Genomic DNA, 17508 nt, shown 5'->3' on the forward strand with positions numbered 1-17508 from the left:
GCCGGCAGCCTCAGTCCTCGCCAAGGCCGCCGCCGGCCTCGGCGACCTTGGCGGCGAGGGCGATGAACTGCCGGTACTCGTCATCGCCCAGCCCGCGCAGGATCTCGCGCTGCAACTCCTCGACCACGGGCGCGAGCCGGGCGAGCAGGGCGGCGCCCTCCCCCGTGAGCGTCAGCACCCGCGCGCGCTTGTCGCGCTCGCTGACGCTGCGCGCGACGAGGCCCTTCTGTTCGAGCCGGTCGACGACCGCGCCGGTCGTCGCGCGGTCCTTTGCCACCAGCTCGGCGAGACGCGCCTGGTCGACGCCCCGGTTCGCGCTCAGCGCATCGAGCGCGGCGAACTGGACCGGCGTCAGGTCGAAACCGGCCTGGCGGACGCGCTGGGTGAAGACGTGGGTCGAGATCTGGTGCAGGCGCCGGATGAGATGGCCCGGCCTTCGCGACAGCGACATCATCGACCCTCCCCGCTTGTCCGCGGCTGCGGCATGGCGGTGCCGCGGTGCCCCCACCATAAGCCAGAACTGATATCTGTACTTATCATTTGAATGGGCATCCCGGTCTGCGAAACGATACGTTGACTTATCAATTCGGTCCTGGGGAGGAATAAGAATGCAGTATCACCTCGACGGCTTTCATCCCGGCGACCCCGAGACCGCCGCACCGGCCCCGGGCCGGCCGCTGATCGACAAGGATTTTGCCGAGCCGGTCGACGTGCTGATCGTCGGGTGCGGCCCGGCCGGGCTGACGCTGGCGGCGATGCTGTCGGCCTATCCGGAGATCCGCACCCGGATCGTCGAGCGGCGGCCCGGCCCGCTGGTCAAGGGCCAGGCGGATGGCATTTCCTGCCGGTCGATGGAGATGTTCAACGCCTTCGGCTTCGCCGAAAAGGTGATCCGGCAGGGCTACCAGGTCAACGAGACGACGTTCTGGAAGCCCGACGCGGCGCGGCCGGAGTTCATCGCCCGCACGGGGCGGATCCAGGACGTCGAGGACGGGCTGTCCGAGATGCCCCACATGATCCTCAACCAGGCCCGCGTGCACGACATGTATCTCGAGGTCATGCGCAAGTCGCCGTCGCGCCTCGAGCCCGACTATGCGCTGCAGTTCGTCGATCTCACCATCGATCCGGACGCGCCGGACCATCCCGTCACGGTGACGCTGGAGCGGCAGGACGCGGGGCACGAGGGCGAGACGCTCACCGTCAAGGCGCGCTACGTGGTGGGCTGCGACGGGGCGCGCAGCGGCGTTCGCAAGGCGATCGGCCGCGAGCTCGTCGGCGATGCGGCGAACCAGGCCTGGGGCGTCATGGACGTGCTCGCCGTCACGGACTTCCCCGACGTGCGCTGCAAGACGCTGATCCAGTCGGCCAGCGAGGGCAACATCATCATCATCCCGCGCGAGGGCGGCTATCTCATCCGCCTCTATGTCGAACTCGACAAGCTCGGCAGCGGCGAGCGGGTCGCGGCGCGCAACATCACCGTCGAGCAATTGATCGCGACCGCGCAGCGGACCTTTCGGCCCTATTCCTTCGACGTCCGCGAGGTGGCGTGGTGGTCGGTCTATGAGATCGGCCAGCGCCTGACCGACAAGTTCGACGATGTGCCGGACGACGCCGATCCGTTGCGGCTGCCGCATGTCTTCATCTGTGGCGATGCTTGTCACACGCACAGCCCGAAGGCCGGCCAGGGCATGAACGTCTCGATGGGCGACGCCCTCAATCTCGGCTGGAAGCTGGTGTCGGTGCTGCAGGGCCGCTGCGCGCCGGAGGTGCTGCACAGCTACTCCGCCGAGCGGCAGGCGGTGGCGCAGGACCTGATCGACTTCGACCGGGAATGGTCGCGCATCATGAGCGAGCGGCCAAAGGCGGGCACGGAGACGGACGGAGAAGCGCCGAAGTTCCAGCGCTACTTCATCCAGCACGGCCGCTATACCGCCGGCATGTCGGTGACCTATCAGCCCTCGGCGCTGACCGGCGCGCCGACTTGGCAATCGCTCGCGCCGGGCTTCGCGATCGGGTCGCGCTTCCATTCCGCGCGGGTGGTGCGCCTTGCCGACGCCAAGCCGCTGGAACTCGGCCATGTCGTCCGGGCCGATACCCGCTGGCGCCTGTTCGTGTTCTGCCCGGACGAGGATCCGGCGGCGCAAGACGCCGCCATCGCCAGGCTGGGCCGCTTTCTGGGCGACGCGACCGATTCGCCGCTGCGCCACCACACGCCGGCGCAGGCCGCCCCCGATGCGGTGTTCGATATCCGCGCGGTCTTCCAGCAGGGCACGCGCGAACTGTCGCTCGACAAGCTGCCGGCCTTCCTGAAGCCCCGCAAGGGACGGCTGGGCCTGACCGACTACGAGAAGATGTTCTGCGCCGACCGCACCGGCGGACGGGACATCTTCGACCTGCGCGGCATCGACCGGGAGAAGGGCTGCATCGTCATCGTGCGACCGGACCAGTATGTGGCGCACGTGCTGCCGATCGACGGCTATGAGCCCCTGGCGCGGTTCTTCGGCGGCTTCATGCTGCCGGGTTGAGAGCGGCTGCCGGAGCGCCTTCGCGATATCCGCCGGCCACCCGACCCTAGCGCCGCGGCCGGCGACCGCCGCCGCGGCGCAGGAAGCGGCGGATCTGGCCGCGCATGGTCCGCATGAGGATGCGCATCAGCATCGCGATGGCTCGATCCATGGTCAATTCCTCTCGGCCGCGGTTCGGGTGCAGCCCCAGATACCCACAGGCAGAACGGCCTGTCGAGCGGCGTGTTCCGCGCGCGGGGCCATCGTGCGGGTCGCAGGCGGTGGGCGCGCGCCAGTCCCGCAGCCGGCGCAGCCACGCGCCGACGCGGTCCTGAAGCCCGTCTCCGGCCGCATGATCGTCCATCTTCCCGCGGGCTTACGGCAATCTTGACGTTGTCCCCGATTGTCCCTTGCACGCCGGGTTGGCGTCATTTAGAGACTTCGACCCGAAGGCCACGTGGCGGAGTGGTTACGCAGCGGATTGCAAATCCGTGTACGGGGGTTCGATTCCCTCCGTGGCCTCCAGTTTCCCGTTCCGGGCACGCCGTCGACCGGCCCCCGAAACGCTCCGGCGCGGCTATCATGCCCGCCGACCAGCCTGCGAGGCGCCCCAATGCCCGGTCGGATGCGTAGCTTCGTCGGCGCCGTGCTCCTGACGGTGCTCGTCGTGATCTATCCCCTGATCGTGATGGGCTTTGCCGCGATGCCGATGGCGGGGGCGACGAAGACGACGCAACTCGTGTTCTACGTCGTCGCCGGATTGGCCTGGGTGCTGCCGGCCGGCCTGATCATCAGCTGGATGGCCCGCGGCCGCCGCAAGCAGGCCTGAGCGGCCGCCCGACAGCCTGCCCCCTGCCCCCCGTTTGATCGCCGACGCGCCCTGCCTCAGGCCGCCAGCCGTGCGGCCACGTCACGCGCGGAGACCAGCGACAGGCTGGTGATGCCGCTGCGCAGCAGCGCCGCCGATACCGCCCGCCCCTCCTCCGCCGCGCCGGTGATCAGCACGACGTGGTCGGCGGCGGCGACGAGGCTGAGCCGACCGGGGGCGTCGCCGAGCGGGCCGAGGTCGAGCAGCACCAGATCATAGGTCATTTCCAGCGCCTCGAGCACGGTGCGCAGCTGCGCCGAGCCGAACAGCGCATCGTCGATCGCCGTCCCGCCGGCCGGGAGCCAGTGCGCGCGGCTGCGCGGATGCCGGGTGATCACGCCGGAAAAACCGACCTTGCCGTCCAGCAGTTCGCAGAGTCCCGGCTCGGCGCCGCCGGCGCCGTGCACGGTCTCGACCACGATCGCGCGCAACCCTTCGGCGGCGGCCGAGTCGCCGAGCGAGGCGGCGACGAGGTCGATGCCCGGGCCGCTCGCGACCAGCGACACCACCGCGATGGTCGAGGCGCCGTCGGCGAGCAGCGTCGCGCGGAGCGCGTCGAGCGTCACGGTGCCGGCCTCGTCGTCGTCCGCCGGATCGACGGAGTCCGGCTCGATGGCGAACGGCGCGGCATGGGGCGGCACCGCGTCGTCGCGTGCGCCGGGCGGGACGTCGTCGTTGGCGGGCCGGGCGAGATCGTCGCCGCTCAGCGGCGAGACGAGGTCGCTGGCGAAGGGCGGTGCGGGCAGGTCGACGGGCTCGGGCATGGCCGCGTCGCTCGGGCCGACCCCGGCGGCGAGGCGGCGGCGGTCGCGGCGCGGGCTGAGGGCGCCGATGCCGAAGGCGGTGAGGGCGAGACCGAGGCCACCGAGCGCGCCGGCGAGCGCGAAGCTGCCGACCGACCAGCCGGCGGGGTCGCGCGGCGCGGTGGCGCGCACCACGATCGGGGCCGGCATCGGCGCTGCGGCGGCCGCGGCGCGGCGCTGGGTGAGGCGGCGCGTGAGGTCGTCGAGCAGCGCGCGCTGGAATTCGGCGTCCTTGGCGAGCGCCTCAGCCGCACCCGACTGGTCCGCGGCGGCGATCTCGGCGGCGAGATCCGCGCGAAGCGCCTCCGCCTCGGCGCCGCGCACGGCGGCCTCCTGCGCGGCGATCGCCCGCAGGCGGCGGGATTCGGCGGCGACGCGCGCCCGGGCGGCCTCGAATTCGGCGACGATCGCCTTCAGGTCCGGATGGGCGGGCAGCAAGGTCGCCGACAGTTCGTCGACCCGGGTGCCGAGGCTCGCGACGCGGGCCGCCAGCGCGGCGAGTGCGGCCGTTCCGGCATCCGCGCCGTATTCCGGCGCGGCGCCGCGGCCGGTGGAGATCGCGTCGATCGCCGCGACCCGGGCTGCGGCGTCCGCGGCGGCGGCTTCGGCGTCGGCGAGTTCCTGTTGCAGCCGCTGCTGCGCCGGCCGCGGCGCCGGGGCGGCCTGCGCGGCCTCGAGGTCGGCGATGCGCGCCTCGACGCGGCCGATCTCGGCGAGCAGCCGGCTCGCCTCCTCGTCGGGGGTCGCCCGGCGGTCGCGGCTCAGCGCGAGAAATTCTTCGGCGACGGCGTTGGCACCGTCGCGGGCGAGGTCGGGATCCTGCGCCGAGAAGCGCACGGCGAGGCCGCCGTCGACCGGGACGACGCCGAGCCGGTTCATGAAGGCGGTGAGGACGCGCTCCTCCGGCGAGGTGCGCAGCGGATCGTCGACGAGGCCGACGATGCGGCCGGCGGTGTCGAGCAGCGATCCACGGCCGCCGACGAATTCGGGCTGGTCGGCGAGTTCGAGCCGGCCGGCGACGCGGCGGGCGAAATCGCGCGACGTCAGCATGCGGGCGGCGGAGTGAGGCACGGCATCGGCGCTCGCCGCGAGCAGCTGCGCCTCCGCGACATAGGTCGCCGGCGTCAGCAGCGCCCAGCCGGCGGCGAGACCCGCGCCGAGCGCGGCCGCGGCGACGAGGCGCGGCAGCCGGCGGCGAATGCCGGCCGGCATCCCCCCTCGCCGTTCTCCGTCGCTGCCCACTGCCGCCATGCCCCGGCGCCTCCGGTTTCCGAACCACGAGGCATTGTCGGACGATATGGTAACCGCAAAGTAAATGTTGCTCGCGGAATTGCGTCATATATTAACGGATGTAAATATTCGTTTGCATTTTATTAACCATGCTCGCCTAGACTTTTTACCATCAGCCTCATCCTCGGGGATACGGAATGCCGGGTCGCATCGTCTGCCTCCTTCTCGCGCTCGTCCTGTCCGCCTGCATGGCGACGGGGTCGGTGAAGCGCGTGCCGCAGGCCGACCTCGCCGCGGAGCCCTACCGGCTCGACAGCGGCGACCGGCTGCGCGTCGTCGTGTTCGGCCAGGCCGACCTCAGCAACAGCTTCGCCGTCGACCAGGGCGGGCACATCGCCATGCCGCTGGTCGGCACCATCCCGGCGCGCGGCGCGACCACGCAGGAGCTCGCCGGCCGCATCGCCACCGCGCTGCGCGGCGGCTTCCTGCGCGATCCGGACGTCTCGGTCGAGATCGAGCAGTACCGGCCGTTCTTCATCATGGGCGAGGTGCGCGCGCCCGGGCAGTATGTCTACGTGGCGGGCATGACGGCGCAGACCGCCGTCGCCATCGCCGGCGGCTTCACGCCGCGCGCCTCGGAGGGCGACGCCGAGATCACCCGCGCCATCGACGGCGAGGTGATGCGCGGCCGCGTCGCCCTCACCGCCCCGATCCGGCCGGGCGACACGATCCGGATTCGGCAGCGGCTGTTCTGAGCGAAGGGCTGGGTGAGGCATCGTCCCTCCCCCTTGTGGGGCTGCGTAGCAGGCGGAGGAGACACGCGGCTCCGTAGCTGGGGTGGCCCGGCGCAGCCGGGTCGGGAGGGGTCACGGCTTCTCCGTACATTCCGAACCCGGCCAGTACAGGAGGCGGCGCCGCACCCCTCCCGACCCCGCCTGCCGGCGGGGCCACCCTCCCCATAAGGGGGAGGGATGAGCACTCGCAGCGCCCGGACCTCGATTTACTCCTGCAAAGTAAGATGATGGAGCATTCATCCCTCCCCCTTGTGGGGAGGGTGGCCCGGCGAAGCCGGGTCGGGAGGGGTAACGGCCTCGCCGTACGTTCCGACGCCGGCCAGTGCAGGAGGCGACGCCGCACCCCTCCCGACCCCGCCTTCCGGCGGGGCCACCCTCCCCACAAGGGGGAGGGATGCCGGCCGGACAGGTCCGGATCCTGTTCAATCACAGAGATATCAGCCGATCAGGCCACTCCCACCAGGCCGATGATGCCGTATTGGGCGTAGCCGCGCAGCGGGCGGGCGAAGCGGAGATCCCGGCCCTCGCCGACGGCGAGGCGGTGCATCTCGGCTTCGAGGCCGAGCCGCGGCGTGACGCCGAACAGGGCGAGCCAGCCCGACAGCCCTGCCCGCGCGGCCGCCGGCAGCCGCTCGCAGCCGCCGAAGTCGACGGCGGCGAGGCTGCCGCGCGGGTCGGTGAGGGCGAGGCCGTGGCGGAGGGCGCCGGTCCAGTCCGGAATCATCGACAGCGTGAACGAGAAGATCACCCGGTCGAAGCGATCGATGCCGAAGGCCGACCTGGGATCGAAGACGGCCGCATCGCCCTCGGCGAGCGCGACCCGGCTGGACAGCCCGGCCGATTTCACCGACGCCTGCGCCGTCTTCAGCATTTCCGACGAGATGTCGAAGCCGAAGAGCCGGAGGCCGGGGTGGAGTTCGGCGGCGCGGACGAGGTTGCGTCCGGTGCCGCAGCCGACCTCGAGCAACGTGCCACCGGCGGGCGGATCGAGCGCGGCCAGCATCGTGTCGCGGCCGAGCAGGTAGGGCCGCCGCGTCAGGTCATAGACGTGGCGGGTGTAGCGGTACATCCGGTCCATCGCCGCGGCATGGCCGGCGGCGGTCGCCTGCGGCGCGGCCATCTCAGTCGCGCACGGTGTAGAGGTGGAAGCCGCCGTAGATCGACGACCGGTCGCGCGCGCCGAGACGGAGCGATTCGACCGGGTCGTAGCGCCATTCGGCGAGCGTCGACGGCGGCAGGTTCTCGGGCAGCGGGCTCGCCTCGCCGGCGGTTCGGAAGATGACGCGGGCGCCGGGGGCGGCGGTGCGGGTGATCTGCTGCCAGAGCGCGGTCATCTGTGCCGCGGTCATCCAGTCCTGCGCGTCGAGCAGCACGAAGCCGTCGAGCGAGCGGTCGGGCCGGGCGGCGAGCAGTTCGGTCAGCGAGGCGTGGTGCACTGTGACGCGGTCGGCGTTCTCGCGCAGCGTGTCGTAGACCTCGCGGCGGAGATAGGGCGGCACGGCGCGGCGTGCGGTGCGGTCATAGCCGCGGGTGAAGGCCTGCCAGGCGAAGTAATTGTCTTCCAGCGGGAAATCGCAGGCGAGCTTTTCCAGCCGCTTGCGCAGCAGCCCGGCCATGTCGCCGTTCGACGAGGCGAACAGATAGGCGAACTGCGCCGGCGGAATGCCGAGACCGTAGAGCGACACCGGCATGCGGCACAGCCAGCGCACGAGGCGGCGGTCGAACACGGGGGCCAGCGTCTCGTCGAACAAGCGGCGCTGCTCGTCCATGCTGGTGGCGGCGAGCATCTTGCGCGGGTTCTTGCCGTGCACGCGGGCGACGAGGTGGACCGCGCCGATGAAGCGGCCGAGCAGGCCGAACTTGTAGATGTTACGCGCGAAGAGGTTGATGCGCCGGCCGCGCAGGCCGCCGCGGCCCTCCCAGTAGCGCCGCGATACGTCGTCGAGGCCGTCGCGGATGAAGCGGTCGTAGCGCTCGGTGTTGGCCTTCTCGTCGGCATGGCCGAAGAAGCGGAAGAAGGCCTCGTAGTTCGGCAGCCGGCGCACGGCGGCGAGCTTCAGTTCGAGCAGCGCGACGTGGGCGGGGTTGAGGTCGACCGCGACGATCTCGGCCGGCGAGGCGGTGAGGTAGTTCATCACGTTGCAGCCGCCCGAGGCGATCGTGACGATGCGCTTGCCGGGGGCAAGGTCCAGCGCCTCCATGTCGACGGCCGGGTCTTCCCAGATCTGCGGGTAGACGAGGCCGGAGAAGGCGAGCGTGAACAGGCGTTCGAGCATGCCTGTGCGGGAGGCCAGCGGAGAGGCATGTACCGCCTTGAACAGTCGCTCGTTCTTCATCGCCGCGTCGCTCCCGTGCCACGGATTCGCGCCTGAATCCGCTCCGGGGGACCAGCAACCATGCGCCGATGACAGGCGGACGATGGTTGAATGACGGAAATGCGACGCGGCGGGCGGCGGCGGCTCAGCGCGGCTCGGCGAGGGCGTCACGCAGCAGGCCGAGGGCGTCGCGCAGAGTCTCCGCGCGGACGGCGTCGCGGCCGATGTCACCGTAGCGTCGCACGAGATGGCGGGTCGCGCCGCCGCGGATGGCGACCGCGAGGTGGACGAGCCCGACCGGCTTCTCAGCACTGCCGCCGCCCGGCCCGGCGACGCCTGTGACGGCGACGGCGAGGGCCGCGCGCGACGCCGCCACCGCCCCCTCCGCCATGGCTCGGGCCACCGCCTCGCTGACCGCACCGACCCGGTCGATCAGTTCGGCCGGCACGCCGACGAGGTCGGTCTTGGCGGCGTTGGTGTAGGTGACGAAGCCGCGGTCGACGACGTCGGACGAGCCGGGGATCGCGGTGAGCGCCGCGGCGATCAGGCCGCCGGTGCAGGATTCCGCGGTCGCGACCATGACGCCGCGGGCGCGGGCGGCGGCGAGCACCGCGGTGGCTGTGGCCTCGATGTCGGGCGGGAAACCGACGACGGGGTTCATAGCGGAAGCCGGATCGTCGCGGTGGCAAGCGCCGCGATGCCCTCGCCACGGCCGACGAAGCCGATCCGCTCGTTGGTGGTCGCCTTGACGCCGACGCGGTCCAGCGTGACGCCGGCGATGCGGGCGATCTCGGCGCGCATCGCGTCGCGGTGCGGGCCGATCTTCGGTTCCTCGGCGACGATCTGGACGTCGAGGTGGGCGACGAGGCCGCCGCGTGCCGCAACGCGGCGCACCGCATCGGCGAGGAACACCGCCGAGGCGGCGCCGCGCCAGCGCATGTCGCTCGGCGGGAAATGCGCGCCGATGTCGCCGTCACCGAGCGCGCCGAGAATCGCGTCGGTGAGGGCGTGCAGGGCGACGTCGGCGTCGGAATGGCCCTTCAGGCGGCGGTCGTGCGCGATGAACACGCCGCCGAGCGTGACGCCGTCGCCGGGCTCGAGCACGTGGACGTCGTAGCCCGTGCCGACGCGGACGTCGGGACAGGCGGCGAAGGCGTCACGCGCGAGCCGCTGTTCGGCGGCGGCGAAATCCTCGGGCGTGGTCAGTTTCACGTTGTCCTCCGGGCAGGCGAGCATCCGCACCCTGCCGCCCGCTGCCGCGAAGACGGCGGCGTCGTCGGTGAACGCGGCATGGTTGCCGCGGGTGGCGGCGGCGCGGTGCGCGGCGAGGATCGCGGCAAAGGCAAAACCTTGCGGCGTCGCGGCGCGCCAGAGCCCGTCGCGCGGCACGGTCTCGGCGATCCGGCCGTCGGCATCGGCCCGCTTGATCGTATCGACGATCGGCACGCCGGCACAGGCCGCGTCCTCGCCGGCGGCGAGTGCGGCAGCCACGGCTGCGATCGTGGAGGGACGGACGAAGGGGCGCACGGCGTCGTGGATCAGGACGGCGTCGGGTGCAAAGCCGGCGAGCGTCTCCAGCCCGGCGAGCACCGACTGCTGGCGCTCGGGGCCGCCGTGCACGGGGGGCAGCAGGCGGGCGTCATCGGCAAAGGGGGCTGCTGCGGCGGCGTAGAGGTCGGCGTCGTCGGGGTGGATCACCACGGCGATATTCGCGACGGCGCTGGCTGTGAGGAAGCGTTCGATGGTGTGGGCGAGCACCGGCCGGCCGCCGAGGTCGCGGTACTGCTTCGGCACCCCCTCCCCGGCCCGCCGTCCACGGCCACCGGCGACGATCAAGGCGGCGACGATCGGGAATCGGGACATCGGGTCGGGTCCGGGGTTTGGGGAAGCGCCAGCGTGCACGAGGATAGGTGTTCCGTCGGGGGGCAAGGCGGCGCCGTCGTGGTCTCCCTGGTGCCCGTTCCACCTCATCCTGAGGAGCAGCGCGGCAGCGCTGCGTCTCGAAGGACGAGGTGGCCGGAGCGGTGGCCAGGAAACAGCGGGGCCGCCCTCGTCCTTCGAGACGGCCCTGCGGGCCTCCTCAGGATGAGGGCGGATAGAAGGGGTTGCAGGAACACTGCCCCCCGTGCCCCCTCAGCGCGGGAAGTTCAGGCCCATCTCGCGGTAGCGCTCGGGGTCGTCGGCCCAGTTCTCGCGGACCTTCACGAACAGGAACAGGTGCACCGGGCGTTCCAGGATGTCCTGGATTTCCTGGCGCGCCGCCATCGAGATCGCCTTGATGGTCTGGCCGCCCTTGCCGAGCACGATCTTGCGCTGGCTTTCGCGCTCGACGTAGATCGTCTGCTCGATGCGGGCGGCGTTGCCCTTCATGTCCTTCCACTGCTCGGTCTCGACCGTGGAGGAATAGGGCAGCTCGTCGTGCAGGCGCAGGAACACCTTCTCGCGGGTGATCTCGGCGGCGAGCATCCGCATCGGCAGGTCGGAGATCTGGTCTTCCGGGTAGAGCCAGGGACCTTCCGGCACCGCGGCCGCGAAATGGTCGAGCAGGTCTTCGGTGCCCGAGCCGTTCAGCGCCGAGACCATGAAGGTCGCGGAGAAGTCGACGCGCTGGTTGGCGTCGGAGGCGAGCGCCAGCAGGCTGTCGCGCTTCACCGTGTCGATCTTGTTGAGGATCAGGATCTTCGGGCGCTTCAGGTCGGCGAGCTTGTCGAGGATCTCGCCGACTTCCGCATCGATGCCCTTCCGGGCGTCGACGAGCAGCGCAATCATGTCGGCGTCCATCGCGCCGCCCCAGGCGGTGTCGACCATGGCGCGGTCGAGCCGGCGCTTCGGCGCGAAGATGCCGGGGGTGTCGACGAAGATCACCTGCGAGGCGGCGCGCATGGCGATGCCGCGCATGATCGCCCGCGTCGTCTGCACCTTGTGCGAAACGATCGAGACCTTGGCGCCGACGAGCTTGTTGAGCAGCGTCGACTTGCCGGCGTTGGGCGCGCCGATCAGCGCGACGAAGCCGGCGCGGTGCGGACCGAGCGCGGCGGGATCGACGTCGTCCTCGCCGAGGTCGTCTTCCTCATCGTCACCGTCGTCGTCTTCATCATCGTCGTCGTCAGCGTCGTCTGCTTCGTCGTCGCCGTCATCGTCGTCGTCCGGATCGCCGTCGAAGTCGTCCTCGTCGTCCGGGTCGCCGCCGCCGTCGCCCTCAGCGTCGTCGCCTTGCTCCGGCGACGCGGAAGTGTCCTCGTCGTCCGGTGCGGCGACGGGATCGCCGGCCAGCGCCGGATCCTTGTCGCCGGGTTCGTCCTCGCGCGGGTCGCGCCCATCGTTCGCCGTCATGGCTGTCCTGTCCAGATACCTTCGCGCACCAGCACCGCGGTCGCCGCGGCCTGCTCGGCCTCGCGTTTGTTTCGCCCGTTTCCGAGCGCCGACTCTACACCGGGAATGTCCACCCGCACCGTGAATTCCGGCGAGTGATCCGGGCCGCTGCGCGAGACCAGCGCATAGGTGGGGGCCGAATGGCCCCGGCCCTGCGACCATTCCTGCAGCGTCGTCTTCGCGTCGCGCAGCGGTCCGGCGGCGGCGACCATGCGCGGGGCCCAGTGCGTCTCGACGAAGCGCCGCGCCGCCTCGAATCCGGCATCGCGGAAGATCGCGGCGATCACCGCCTCGGCGACGTCGGCGAGGATCGCGTCCTTGCGGCGGCCGCCGGTCTGCCGCTCGCCGGGGCCGAGCCGGAGCGCGGCGCCGAGATCGAGGTCGCGCGCCACCTCGGCGCAGGTCTCTTTCCGCACGAGCAGGTTGAAGCGCCGGGCGAGATCGCCCTCCTCGTCGCCGGGATAGCTGCGGAACAGCAGGTCGGCGATCACCAGCGCCAGCACGCGGTCGCCGAGGAACTCGTGGCGCTGGTAGCTCTCGGCGGCGCCGCGTTCGCCGGAGACGGCGCTGCGGTGGGTGAGCGCGCGCACCAGTTCGCTGCGGTCGGCGAAGCGATGGCCGAGGCGCTCCTCGAGGGCGTCGAGCGTCCGCTGCAGCGAAGAACTCATCGGCGGCGCCCGGTCCCGGCTCAGTGCAACGTGTCGAGGAGACGGTTCCAGCGGACGGTGTCCGGCCATCTCCAGACCATCCACGGCCGCGCGTCCTCGTCGATCGAGAAGAAGATCATCTGCGCCTTGCCGACGAGATTCTCGAACGGCACGAAGCCGACGGCGCCCGCGACGCGGCTGTCGGCCGAGTTGTCGCGGTTGTCGCCCATCATAAAGTAGTGGCCGTCGGGGACGACGAATTCCTGGGTGTTGTCGGTCGACGCGTTCGGCATGATGTCGAGCGTCAGGTAGCTGACGCCGTTCGGCAGCGTCTCGCGATAGCGCGGGATGCGCACCTCGCGGCCGAAGGGATCGCGGTCGACGAAGTCCTCGACCCGCTCGCGCGGCACGGCGACGCCGTTGAGGAAGAGCACGCCGTCGCGCATCTGCACCCGGTCGCCCGGCAGGCCGATGGTGCGCTTGATGTAGTCGACGTTCGGGTCGCTCGGCAGCTTGAAGACGACGATGTCGCCCCGGTGCGGCGCGCTCGCCCAGACCCGGCCCTCGAACGGCGCGAAGCCGAAGGGGAAGGAATAGCGGCTGAAGCCGTAGGAGTATTTCGAGACGAACAGATAGTCGCCGACCAGCAGCGTCGACATCATCGACCCCGACGGGATCGAGAACGGCTGGAACAGGAACGTGCGCACGAGCAGCGCCAGAACGAGGGCCTGGATGATGACCTTCACGGTCTCGCCGAAGCCGCCCTTGCTCGTCTCTTTCGGGCTCGTCACGCTCATGGTGTCCTTCGATGCAATGGAACGGCAAGGCTCGGGCGCCGCGAGGACGGCGTCCGGCGCCGTTGATAGCGACTAGGCCGGGTCGCCGCAACGGATGACGGCGAATTGCGCCGGAATCTGGACTTTTGCCGCGCGGCGGTGAACCGGGCGGCTCAGCGGGCCGCCGGCAGCGACGGCCAGTCGGCCGGCCAGGCCGAAATCACCACGAAGGCCTGCGCCAGCGGATAGTCGTCGGTGATGGTCACGTCGATGCGCGCGACGAGGCCGGGCGGGGTGAGATCGGCGAGGCGCTGCGCCGCCGAGCCGAGCAGCGCGATGGTCGGCCGGCCGCTCGGCAGGTTGACCACCCCCATCTCGCGCCAGGCGACGCCCATGCTGATGCCGGTGCCGAGCGCCTTGGAACACGCCTCCTTGGCGGCGAAGCGCTTGGCGTAGGAGGCGGCGCGCTCCTTGCGCCGGTCCGAGCGGGCGCGCTCGACCTCGGTGAACACGCGGTGGGTGAAGCGCTCGCCGAATCGCTCCAGCGTCTTCTCGACGCGGCGGATATCGATGAGGTCGCTGCCGATGCCGACGATCATAGGGCCTCCTGCCGGTCGGGCACGCCGCCGGCGACGATGTGGCGGCGCTCCGCCCGGTGCCGCTCGCGCCGGCGCGCCTGGTGGCCGGCGACGATCTTGTAGGCGACGACGTAGACGACCGCCGCCGCGACCAACCCGATCGGCACGGCGCCCACCATCATCGGCTTCAGGATCGGCCAGAGTCGGTGGAGACCGACCTCGAAGATGCCGCGGGCGAGCAGTTCCGAGCCCGGTGCCGACGACGCGCCGTCGATTGTGATGTCATGGTCGCCGCCCGACATGATGAAGCGGCCGACCTCGAAGGTCGCGACCCAGATCAGCGGGAAGGTCAGCGGGTTGCCGATGGCGGTGCCCAGCGCCGCCGCGATCATGCTGCCGCGCACCGCCCAGGCGATGGCGAAGCCGAGCAGGAAGTGCAGCCCGATGAACGGCGTGAACGAGGCGAAGGTGCCCGCCGCGACGCCGGCGGCGATCGCGTGCGGGGTCGCGCGCAGCCGGACGAGCCGGGTGCGATAGTAGCGGCCAACCCGGGCCCAGCCGCGCCGCGGCCAGAAGAAGCGGCTGATCCGGTCGCGCAGGCCGGGGCGCCGCGTCCGCCGCGCCGTCATCGGCAACTCCCGCCGAGAGCGGTCCGGTCGGGTCCCGCGGCGGGCATCATTGGTCTGTTCATCGTTTCCTCGACCGGCAGGATCGCCTTCCGGCGGCGTCAGAGACCACGGCTGCCCGGCTTCACCGGGGGCAGCGCCGCGAGCTCGGGCGGCAGTTCGTCCGGAGCATAGGACGGAACCTCATATTCGGCGAGCGCGATCAGCGGCGCGCCGCAGTCGGCCTTGCCGGCGGCGCGGTCGATCAGGCAGGCGACGGCCACGACCTCGAGGCCGAGCGGCGCCAGCGCGGCGATGGTCTCGCGGCACGAGAGGCCGGTGGTGACGATGTCCTCGACCACCACGACCCGGGCGCCGCGCGGCAGCTCGAAACGGCGCAGGCGGAACTCGCCGCCCTCGCGCTCGACCCAGACCGCCGGCACGCCGAGGTGGCGGGCGGTCTCGTAACCCGGCACCAGCCCGCCGATCGCCGGCGACACGACGTAGTCGACCCCGCCCGGCACCGCGGCGCGGATCTTGTCGGCGAGCGCCTTGCACAGGATCTCGGTGCGGTCCGGGTGCATGAACACCCGCGCCTTCTGCAGGAAGACCGCGCTGCGCCGGCCGGAACTCAGGATGAAATGGCCCTCGAGGATCGCCCCCGCCTCGCGGAACACCGCCAGCACTTCGTCTCTCGTCATCACCCGCTCCGCCTCGTCGTCGTTCGTCGCGACTCCTATAGCGCGATCGCGGGGGCGTTCGAAACAGGCTGACGCCATCAACCGTTCATGCGCTCGACCTTGCTGACGTTCGCCTGCGTCTTCAACTGGTTGATGATCCGGTTGAGGTGGGCGAGGTCGTAGACCTCGAGGTCGATGATCAGGTCGTGGAAGTCGGAGGTGCGGGCGATCATCTTGACGTTGTCGATGTTGCCGTCGTTGTCGCTGATCGAGCGGGCGATGCGGGCGAGCGAGCCCGGCACGTTGAGCGACGACACCACCACCTGCGCCGGGAAGCGGGCCGGCTTGTTGTCGTCGATGTCCCAGCGCACGTCGAGCCAGCGCTCCGGCTCGTTGTCGAACGCCTTCAGCGCCGGCGACTGGATCGGATAGATCGTGATGCCCTCCCCCGGCGTCAGGATGCCGACGATGCGGTCGCCGGGCACGGCGCCGCCGTCGGGCGCAAAGCGTACCGGCAGGTCGCCGGCGATGGAGCGCACCGGCAGCGACGGCTCGGCGGCGTCCGTCGGGCTGCCCGGCAGGCGGAACTTCATGGTGTCGGCGCGGGCGAAGCTGTACCAGCCGTGGTCCGGCGTCATCGGCTCGGTGGCGGCCGGGGGCACCTTGAAGTCGGGATAGGCCGCCTTGATGACGTCGACCGAGCGCAGTTCGCCGCGGCCGACGGCGGCGAGCACCTCGGCGGCGTTCGGCATGCCGAGCCGGGGCGCCGCGCGCTCCAGCGCCGCGTCGCTGAGCTCGCGCCCGGCGCGCTGGAACGGCCCGGGCAGCATCTGGCGGCCGACGGCGGCGTACTGCTTGCGCAGCTGGTCGCGGGTCGCGCGGCGGATCGCGGCGCGGGCCTTGCCGGTGACGGCGATCGATTCCCAGGTCGGCGGCGGCACCTGCGCCGGCGAGCGGATGATCTCGACCTCGTCGCCGCTCTGCAGCGGCGTCGGCAGCGGCATGATCGCGCCGTTGACCTTGCAGCCGACGCAGGTGTTGCCGACGTCGGTGTGCACGGCATAGGCAAAATCGATCGGCGTCGCGCCCTTCGGCAGCGTGATCAGCATGCCCTTCGGGGTGAAGCAGAACACCTGGTCCTGGAACAACTCCAGCTTGGTGTTCTCGAGAAACTCCTCCGGGTTCGAGCCGTCGGACAGCATCGAGATCATCCGCCGCAGCCAGGCATAGGCCTGACTTTCCTCGGAGAGCTTCGGCAGCGAGCTGCCGTCGTAGGCGTGCGGATCGTCCTTGTAGACCGCGTGCGCGGCGATGCCGTACTCGGCGACCTCGTGCATCTCGCGGGTGCGGATCTGCAGCTCGACGCGCTGGCGGTGCGGCCCGACCACGGTGGTGTGCAGCGAGCGGTAATCGTTCTGCTTCGGCGTCGAGATGTAGTCCTTGAACCGGCCCATCACCGACGACCACAGCGTATGGACGACGCCGAGCGCGCGGTAGACGGTGTCGGGATCGTCGACGATGACGCGGAAGCCGTAGATGTCGGAGAGCTGCTCGAAGCCGATGCGCTTCGTCAGCATCTTGCGGAAGATCGAATAGGGCCGCTTCTCGCGCCCCTCGACCTCGGCCTTGATGCCGCGCTCGCGCAGAGCGTCGGAGAGTTCGCGCTCGATGTCGTGGATGAGGCCGGTGTTCTTCGAGCGCAGATCTTCGAGATGCTTCTCGACGCGCAGGAAAGCCTCGGGGTTCAGCGTCTTGAAGGCGAGGTGCTCGAGCTCCTCGCGCATGTCCTGCATGCCCATGCGCCCGGCGAGCGGCGCATAGATGTCCATGGTCTCCTCTGCGATCCGCCCGCGCTTGTGCTCGGGCATGTGATGCAGGGTGCGCATGTTGTGCAGGCGGTCGGCGAGCTTGACCAGCAGCACGCGAACATCGTCGGCGATGGCGAGCAGCAGCTTGCGCAGGTTCTCCGCCTGCTCCGCCCGCTTCGAGACGAGGTCGAGGCGCTTCAGCTTGGTGAGGCCCTCGACGAGGCGGCCGATGCCCTCGCCGAACATCTGGTCGATCTCGGCCCGCGTCGCGTCGGTGTCCTCGATGGTGTCGTGCAGCAACGCGATGACGATGGTCGCATCGTCGAGGCGGAGATCCGTCAGGATGCCGGCGACTTCTAGCGGGTGGGAGAAGAACGGGTCGCCGGAGGCGCGCTTCTGGCTGCCGTGCTTGCGCATGGCATAAACGTAGGCCTTGTTGAGCAGCGCCTCGTCGCAATGCGGATTGTAACGCTGAACCCGCTCGACGAGCTCATACTGACGCATCATGACAGCGCGCACTCGAATCAA

General features: G+C 70.7%; 16 protein-coding genes and 1 tRNA gene. 4 read left to right on the forward strand and 13 right to left on the reverse strand.

The features are described from left to right. Positions 1–10 precede the first annotated feature (10 nt). Complete coding sequence (locus I5731_RS19200; protein WP_197313026.1) at positions 11–454, reverse strand: MarR family winged helix-turn-helix transcriptional regulator; 444 nt, start codon at positions 452–454, stop codon at positions 11–13. A 154-nt stretch (positions 455–608) separates the two neighbouring features. Between I5731_RS19200 and I5731_RS19205 the strand changes: the two genes are divergently transcribed. The 3 genes from I5731_RS19205 (at position 609) to I5731_RS19215 (ending at position 3333) form a co-directional block, all read left to right on the forward strand. Next, a complete protein-coding gene (locus I5731_RS19205) occupies positions 609–2525 on the forward strand; it encodes an FAD-binding monooxygenase (RefSeq protein WP_197313027.1) in 1917 nt (638 codons plus the stop codon). Positions 2526–2955: 430 nt separating this feature from the next. Beyond that, positions 2956–3029: transfer RNA gene (locus tag I5731_RS19210), tRNA-Cys, on the forward strand. Positions 3030–3129: 100 nt separating this feature from the next. Beyond that, positions 3130–3333: a DUF2842 domain-containing protein gene (locus I5731_RS19215; protein WP_235981905.1), complete on the forward strand. Its 204-nt coding sequence runs from the start codon at positions 3130–3132 to the stop codon at positions 3331–3333. A gap of 56 nt (positions 3334–3389) precedes the next feature. Here I5731_RS19215 and I5731_RS19220 read toward each other — a convergent pair whose 3' ends face one another. Further along, positions 3390–5387 (reverse strand): GumC domain-containing protein, encoded by a 1998-nt coding sequence (locus I5731_RS19220; RefSeq protein ID WP_197313029.1) that lies wholly within the window; start codon positions 5385–5387, stop codon positions 3390–3392. Between the two features lie 215 nt (positions 5388–5602). Here I5731_RS19220 and I5731_RS19225 point away from each other — a divergent pair, with 215 nt between their 5' ends. Continuing rightward, positions 5603–6160, forward strand: a complete 558-nt coding sequence (locus I5731_RS19225; RefSeq protein WP_197313030.1) for a polysaccharide biosynthesis/export family protein — start codon at positions 5603–5605, stop codon at positions 6158–6160. Positions 6161–6644: 484 nt separating this feature from the next. On the opposite strand, the gene I5731_RS19230 is transcribed toward I5731_RS19225, so the two are convergent. From I5731_RS19230 to I5731_RS19280, 11 genes are all read right to left on the reverse strand, one after another. Continuing rightward, entirely contained in the window at positions 6645–7319 is a 675-nt protein-coding gene (locus tag I5731_RS19230; protein WP_197313031.1) for a class I SAM-dependent methyltransferase, read from the reverse strand. A gap of 1 nt (position 7320) precedes the next feature. Next, positions 7321–8535 (reverse strand): DUF3419 family protein, encoded by a 1215-nt coding sequence (locus I5731_RS19235; RefSeq protein ID WP_197313032.1) that lies wholly within the window; start codon positions 8533–8535, stop codon positions 7321–7323. Positions 8536–8659: 124 nt separating this feature from the next. Next, complete coding sequence (locus I5731_RS19240) at positions 8660–9175, reverse strand: CinA family protein (protein ID WP_197313033.1); 516 nt, start codon at positions 9173–9175, stop codon at positions 8660–8662. Further along, on the reverse strand, positions 9172–10377 hold the full coding sequence (locus I5731_RS19245) for a bifunctional 2-C-methyl-D-erythritol 4-phosphate cytidylyltransferase/2-C-methyl-D-erythritol 2,4-cyclodiphosphate synthase (protein ID WP_197313034.1): 1206 nt from the start codon (positions 10375–10377) through the stop codon (positions 9172–9174). Before I5731_RS19245 ends, I5731_RS19240 begins: the two co-directional genes overlap by 4 nt. 270 nt (positions 10378–10647) lie before the next feature. Next, positions 10648–11847 carry a GTPase Era gene (gene era / locus I5731_RS19250; protein ID WP_197313035.1) on the reverse strand — a complete coding sequence of 400 codons (1200 nt, stop codon included), beginning with the start codon at positions 11845–11847 and terminating at the stop codon, positions 10648–10650. Further along, positions 11844–12554: a ribonuclease III gene (gene rnc, locus I5731_RS19255; protein ID WP_197313036.1), complete on the reverse strand. Its 711-nt coding sequence runs from the start codon at positions 12552–12554 to the stop codon at positions 11844–11846. The genes era and rnc overlap by 4 nt, the downstream gene beginning before the upstream one ends. A gap of 20 nt (positions 12555–12574) precedes the next feature. Continuing rightward, positions 12575–13330: a signal peptidase I gene (gene lepB / locus I5731_RS19260; protein ID WP_197313037.1), complete on the reverse strand. Its 756-nt coding sequence runs from the start codon at positions 13328–13330 to the stop codon at positions 12575–12577. Between the two features lie 152 nt (positions 13331–13482). After that, complete coding sequence (acpS, locus tag I5731_RS19265) at positions 13483–13908, reverse strand: holo-ACP synthase (protein WP_197313038.1); 426 nt, start codon at positions 13906–13908, stop codon at positions 13483–13485. Next, positions 13905–14516: a DUF2062 domain-containing protein gene (locus I5731_RS19270; RefSeq protein WP_197313039.1), complete on the reverse strand. Its 612-nt coding sequence runs from the start codon at positions 14514–14516 to the stop codon at positions 13905–13907. The genes acpS and I5731_RS19270 overlap by 4 nt, the downstream gene beginning before the upstream one ends. A 98-nt stretch (positions 14517–14614) precedes the next feature. Next, a complete protein-coding gene (pyrE, locus tag I5731_RS19275; RefSeq protein WP_197313040.1) occupies positions 14615–15193 on the reverse strand; it encodes an orotate phosphoribosyltransferase in 579 nt (192 codons plus the stop codon). A gap of 77 nt (positions 15194–15270) precedes the next feature. Continuing rightward, on the reverse strand, positions 15271–17487 hold the full coding sequence (locus tag I5731_RS19280) for a RelA/SpoT family protein (protein WP_197313041.1): 2217 nt from the start codon (positions 17485–17487) through the stop codon (positions 15271–15273). Positions 17488–17508 lie beyond the last annotated feature (21 nt).

This window comes from Methylobrevis albus (assembly GCF_015904235.1).
GTDB lineage: Bacteria > Pseudomonadota > Alphaproteobacteria > Rhizobiales > Pleomorphomonadaceae > Methylobrevis_A > Methylobrevis_A albus.

Excerpts from the sequence above, each read along its gene's own strand:
- I5731_RS19200 (WP_197313026.1), bottom strand. The coding sequence starts at position 454 with ATGATGTCGCTGTCGCGAAGGCCGGGCCATCTCATCCGGCGCCTGCAC.
- I5731_RS19205 (WP_197313027.1), top strand. The coding sequence starts at position 609 with ATGCAGTATCACCTCGACGGCTTTCATCCCGGCGACCCCGAGACCGCC.
- I5731_RS19215 (WP_235981905.1), top strand. The coding sequence starts at position 3,130 with ATGCGTAGCTTCGTCGGCGCCGTGCTCCTGACGGTGCTCGTCGTGATC.
- I5731_RS19220 (WP_197313029.1), bottom strand. The coding sequence starts at position 5,387 with ATGCCGGCCGGCATTCGCCGCCGGCTGCCGCGCCTCGTCGCCGCGGCC.
- I5731_RS19225 (WP_197313030.1), top strand. The coding sequence starts at position 5,603 with ATGCCGGGTCGCATCGTCTGCCTCCTTCTCGCGCTCGTCCTGTCCGCC.
- I5731_RS19230 (WP_197313031.1), bottom strand. The coding sequence starts at position 7,319 with ATGGCCGCGCCGCAGGCGACCGCCGCCGGCCATGCCGCGGCGATGGAC.
- I5731_RS19235 (WP_197313032.1), bottom strand. The coding sequence starts at position 8,535 with ATGAAGAACGAGCGACTGTTCAAGGCGGTACATGCCTCTCCGCTGGCC.
- I5731_RS19240 (WP_197313033.1), bottom strand. The coding sequence starts at position 9,175 with ATGAACCCCGTCGTCGGTTTCCCGCCCGACATCGAGGCCACAGCCACC.
- I5731_RS19245 (WP_197313034.1), bottom strand. The coding sequence starts at position 10,377 with ATGTCCCGATTCCCGATCGTCGCCGCCTTGATCGTCGCCGGTGGCCGT.
- era (WP_197313035.1), bottom strand. The coding sequence starts at position 11,847 with ATGACGGCGAACGATGGGCGCGACCCGCGCGAGGACGAACCCGGCGAC.
- rnc (WP_197313036.1), bottom strand. The coding sequence starts at position 12,554 with ATGAGTTCTTCGCTGCAGCGGACGCTCGACGCCCTCGAGGAGCGCCTC.
- lepB (WP_197313037.1), bottom strand. The coding sequence starts at position 13,330 with ATGAGCGTGACGAGCCCGAAAGAGACGAGCAAGGGCGGCTTCGGCGAG.
- acpS (WP_197313038.1), bottom strand. The coding sequence starts at position 13,908 with ATGATCGTCGGCATCGGCAGCGACCTCATCGATATCCGCCGCGTCGAG.
- I5731_RS19270 (WP_197313039.1), bottom strand. The coding sequence starts at position 14,516 with ATGACGGCGCGGCGGACGCGGCGCCCCGGCCTGCGCGACCGGATCAGC.
- pyrE (WP_197313040.1), bottom strand. The coding sequence starts at position 15,193 with ATGACGAGAGACGAAGTGCTGGCGGTGTTCCGCGAGGCGGGGGCGATC.
- I5731_RS19280 (WP_197313041.1), bottom strand. The coding sequence starts at position 17,487 with ATGATGCGTCAGTATGAGCTCGTCGAGCGGGTTCAGCGTTACAATCCG.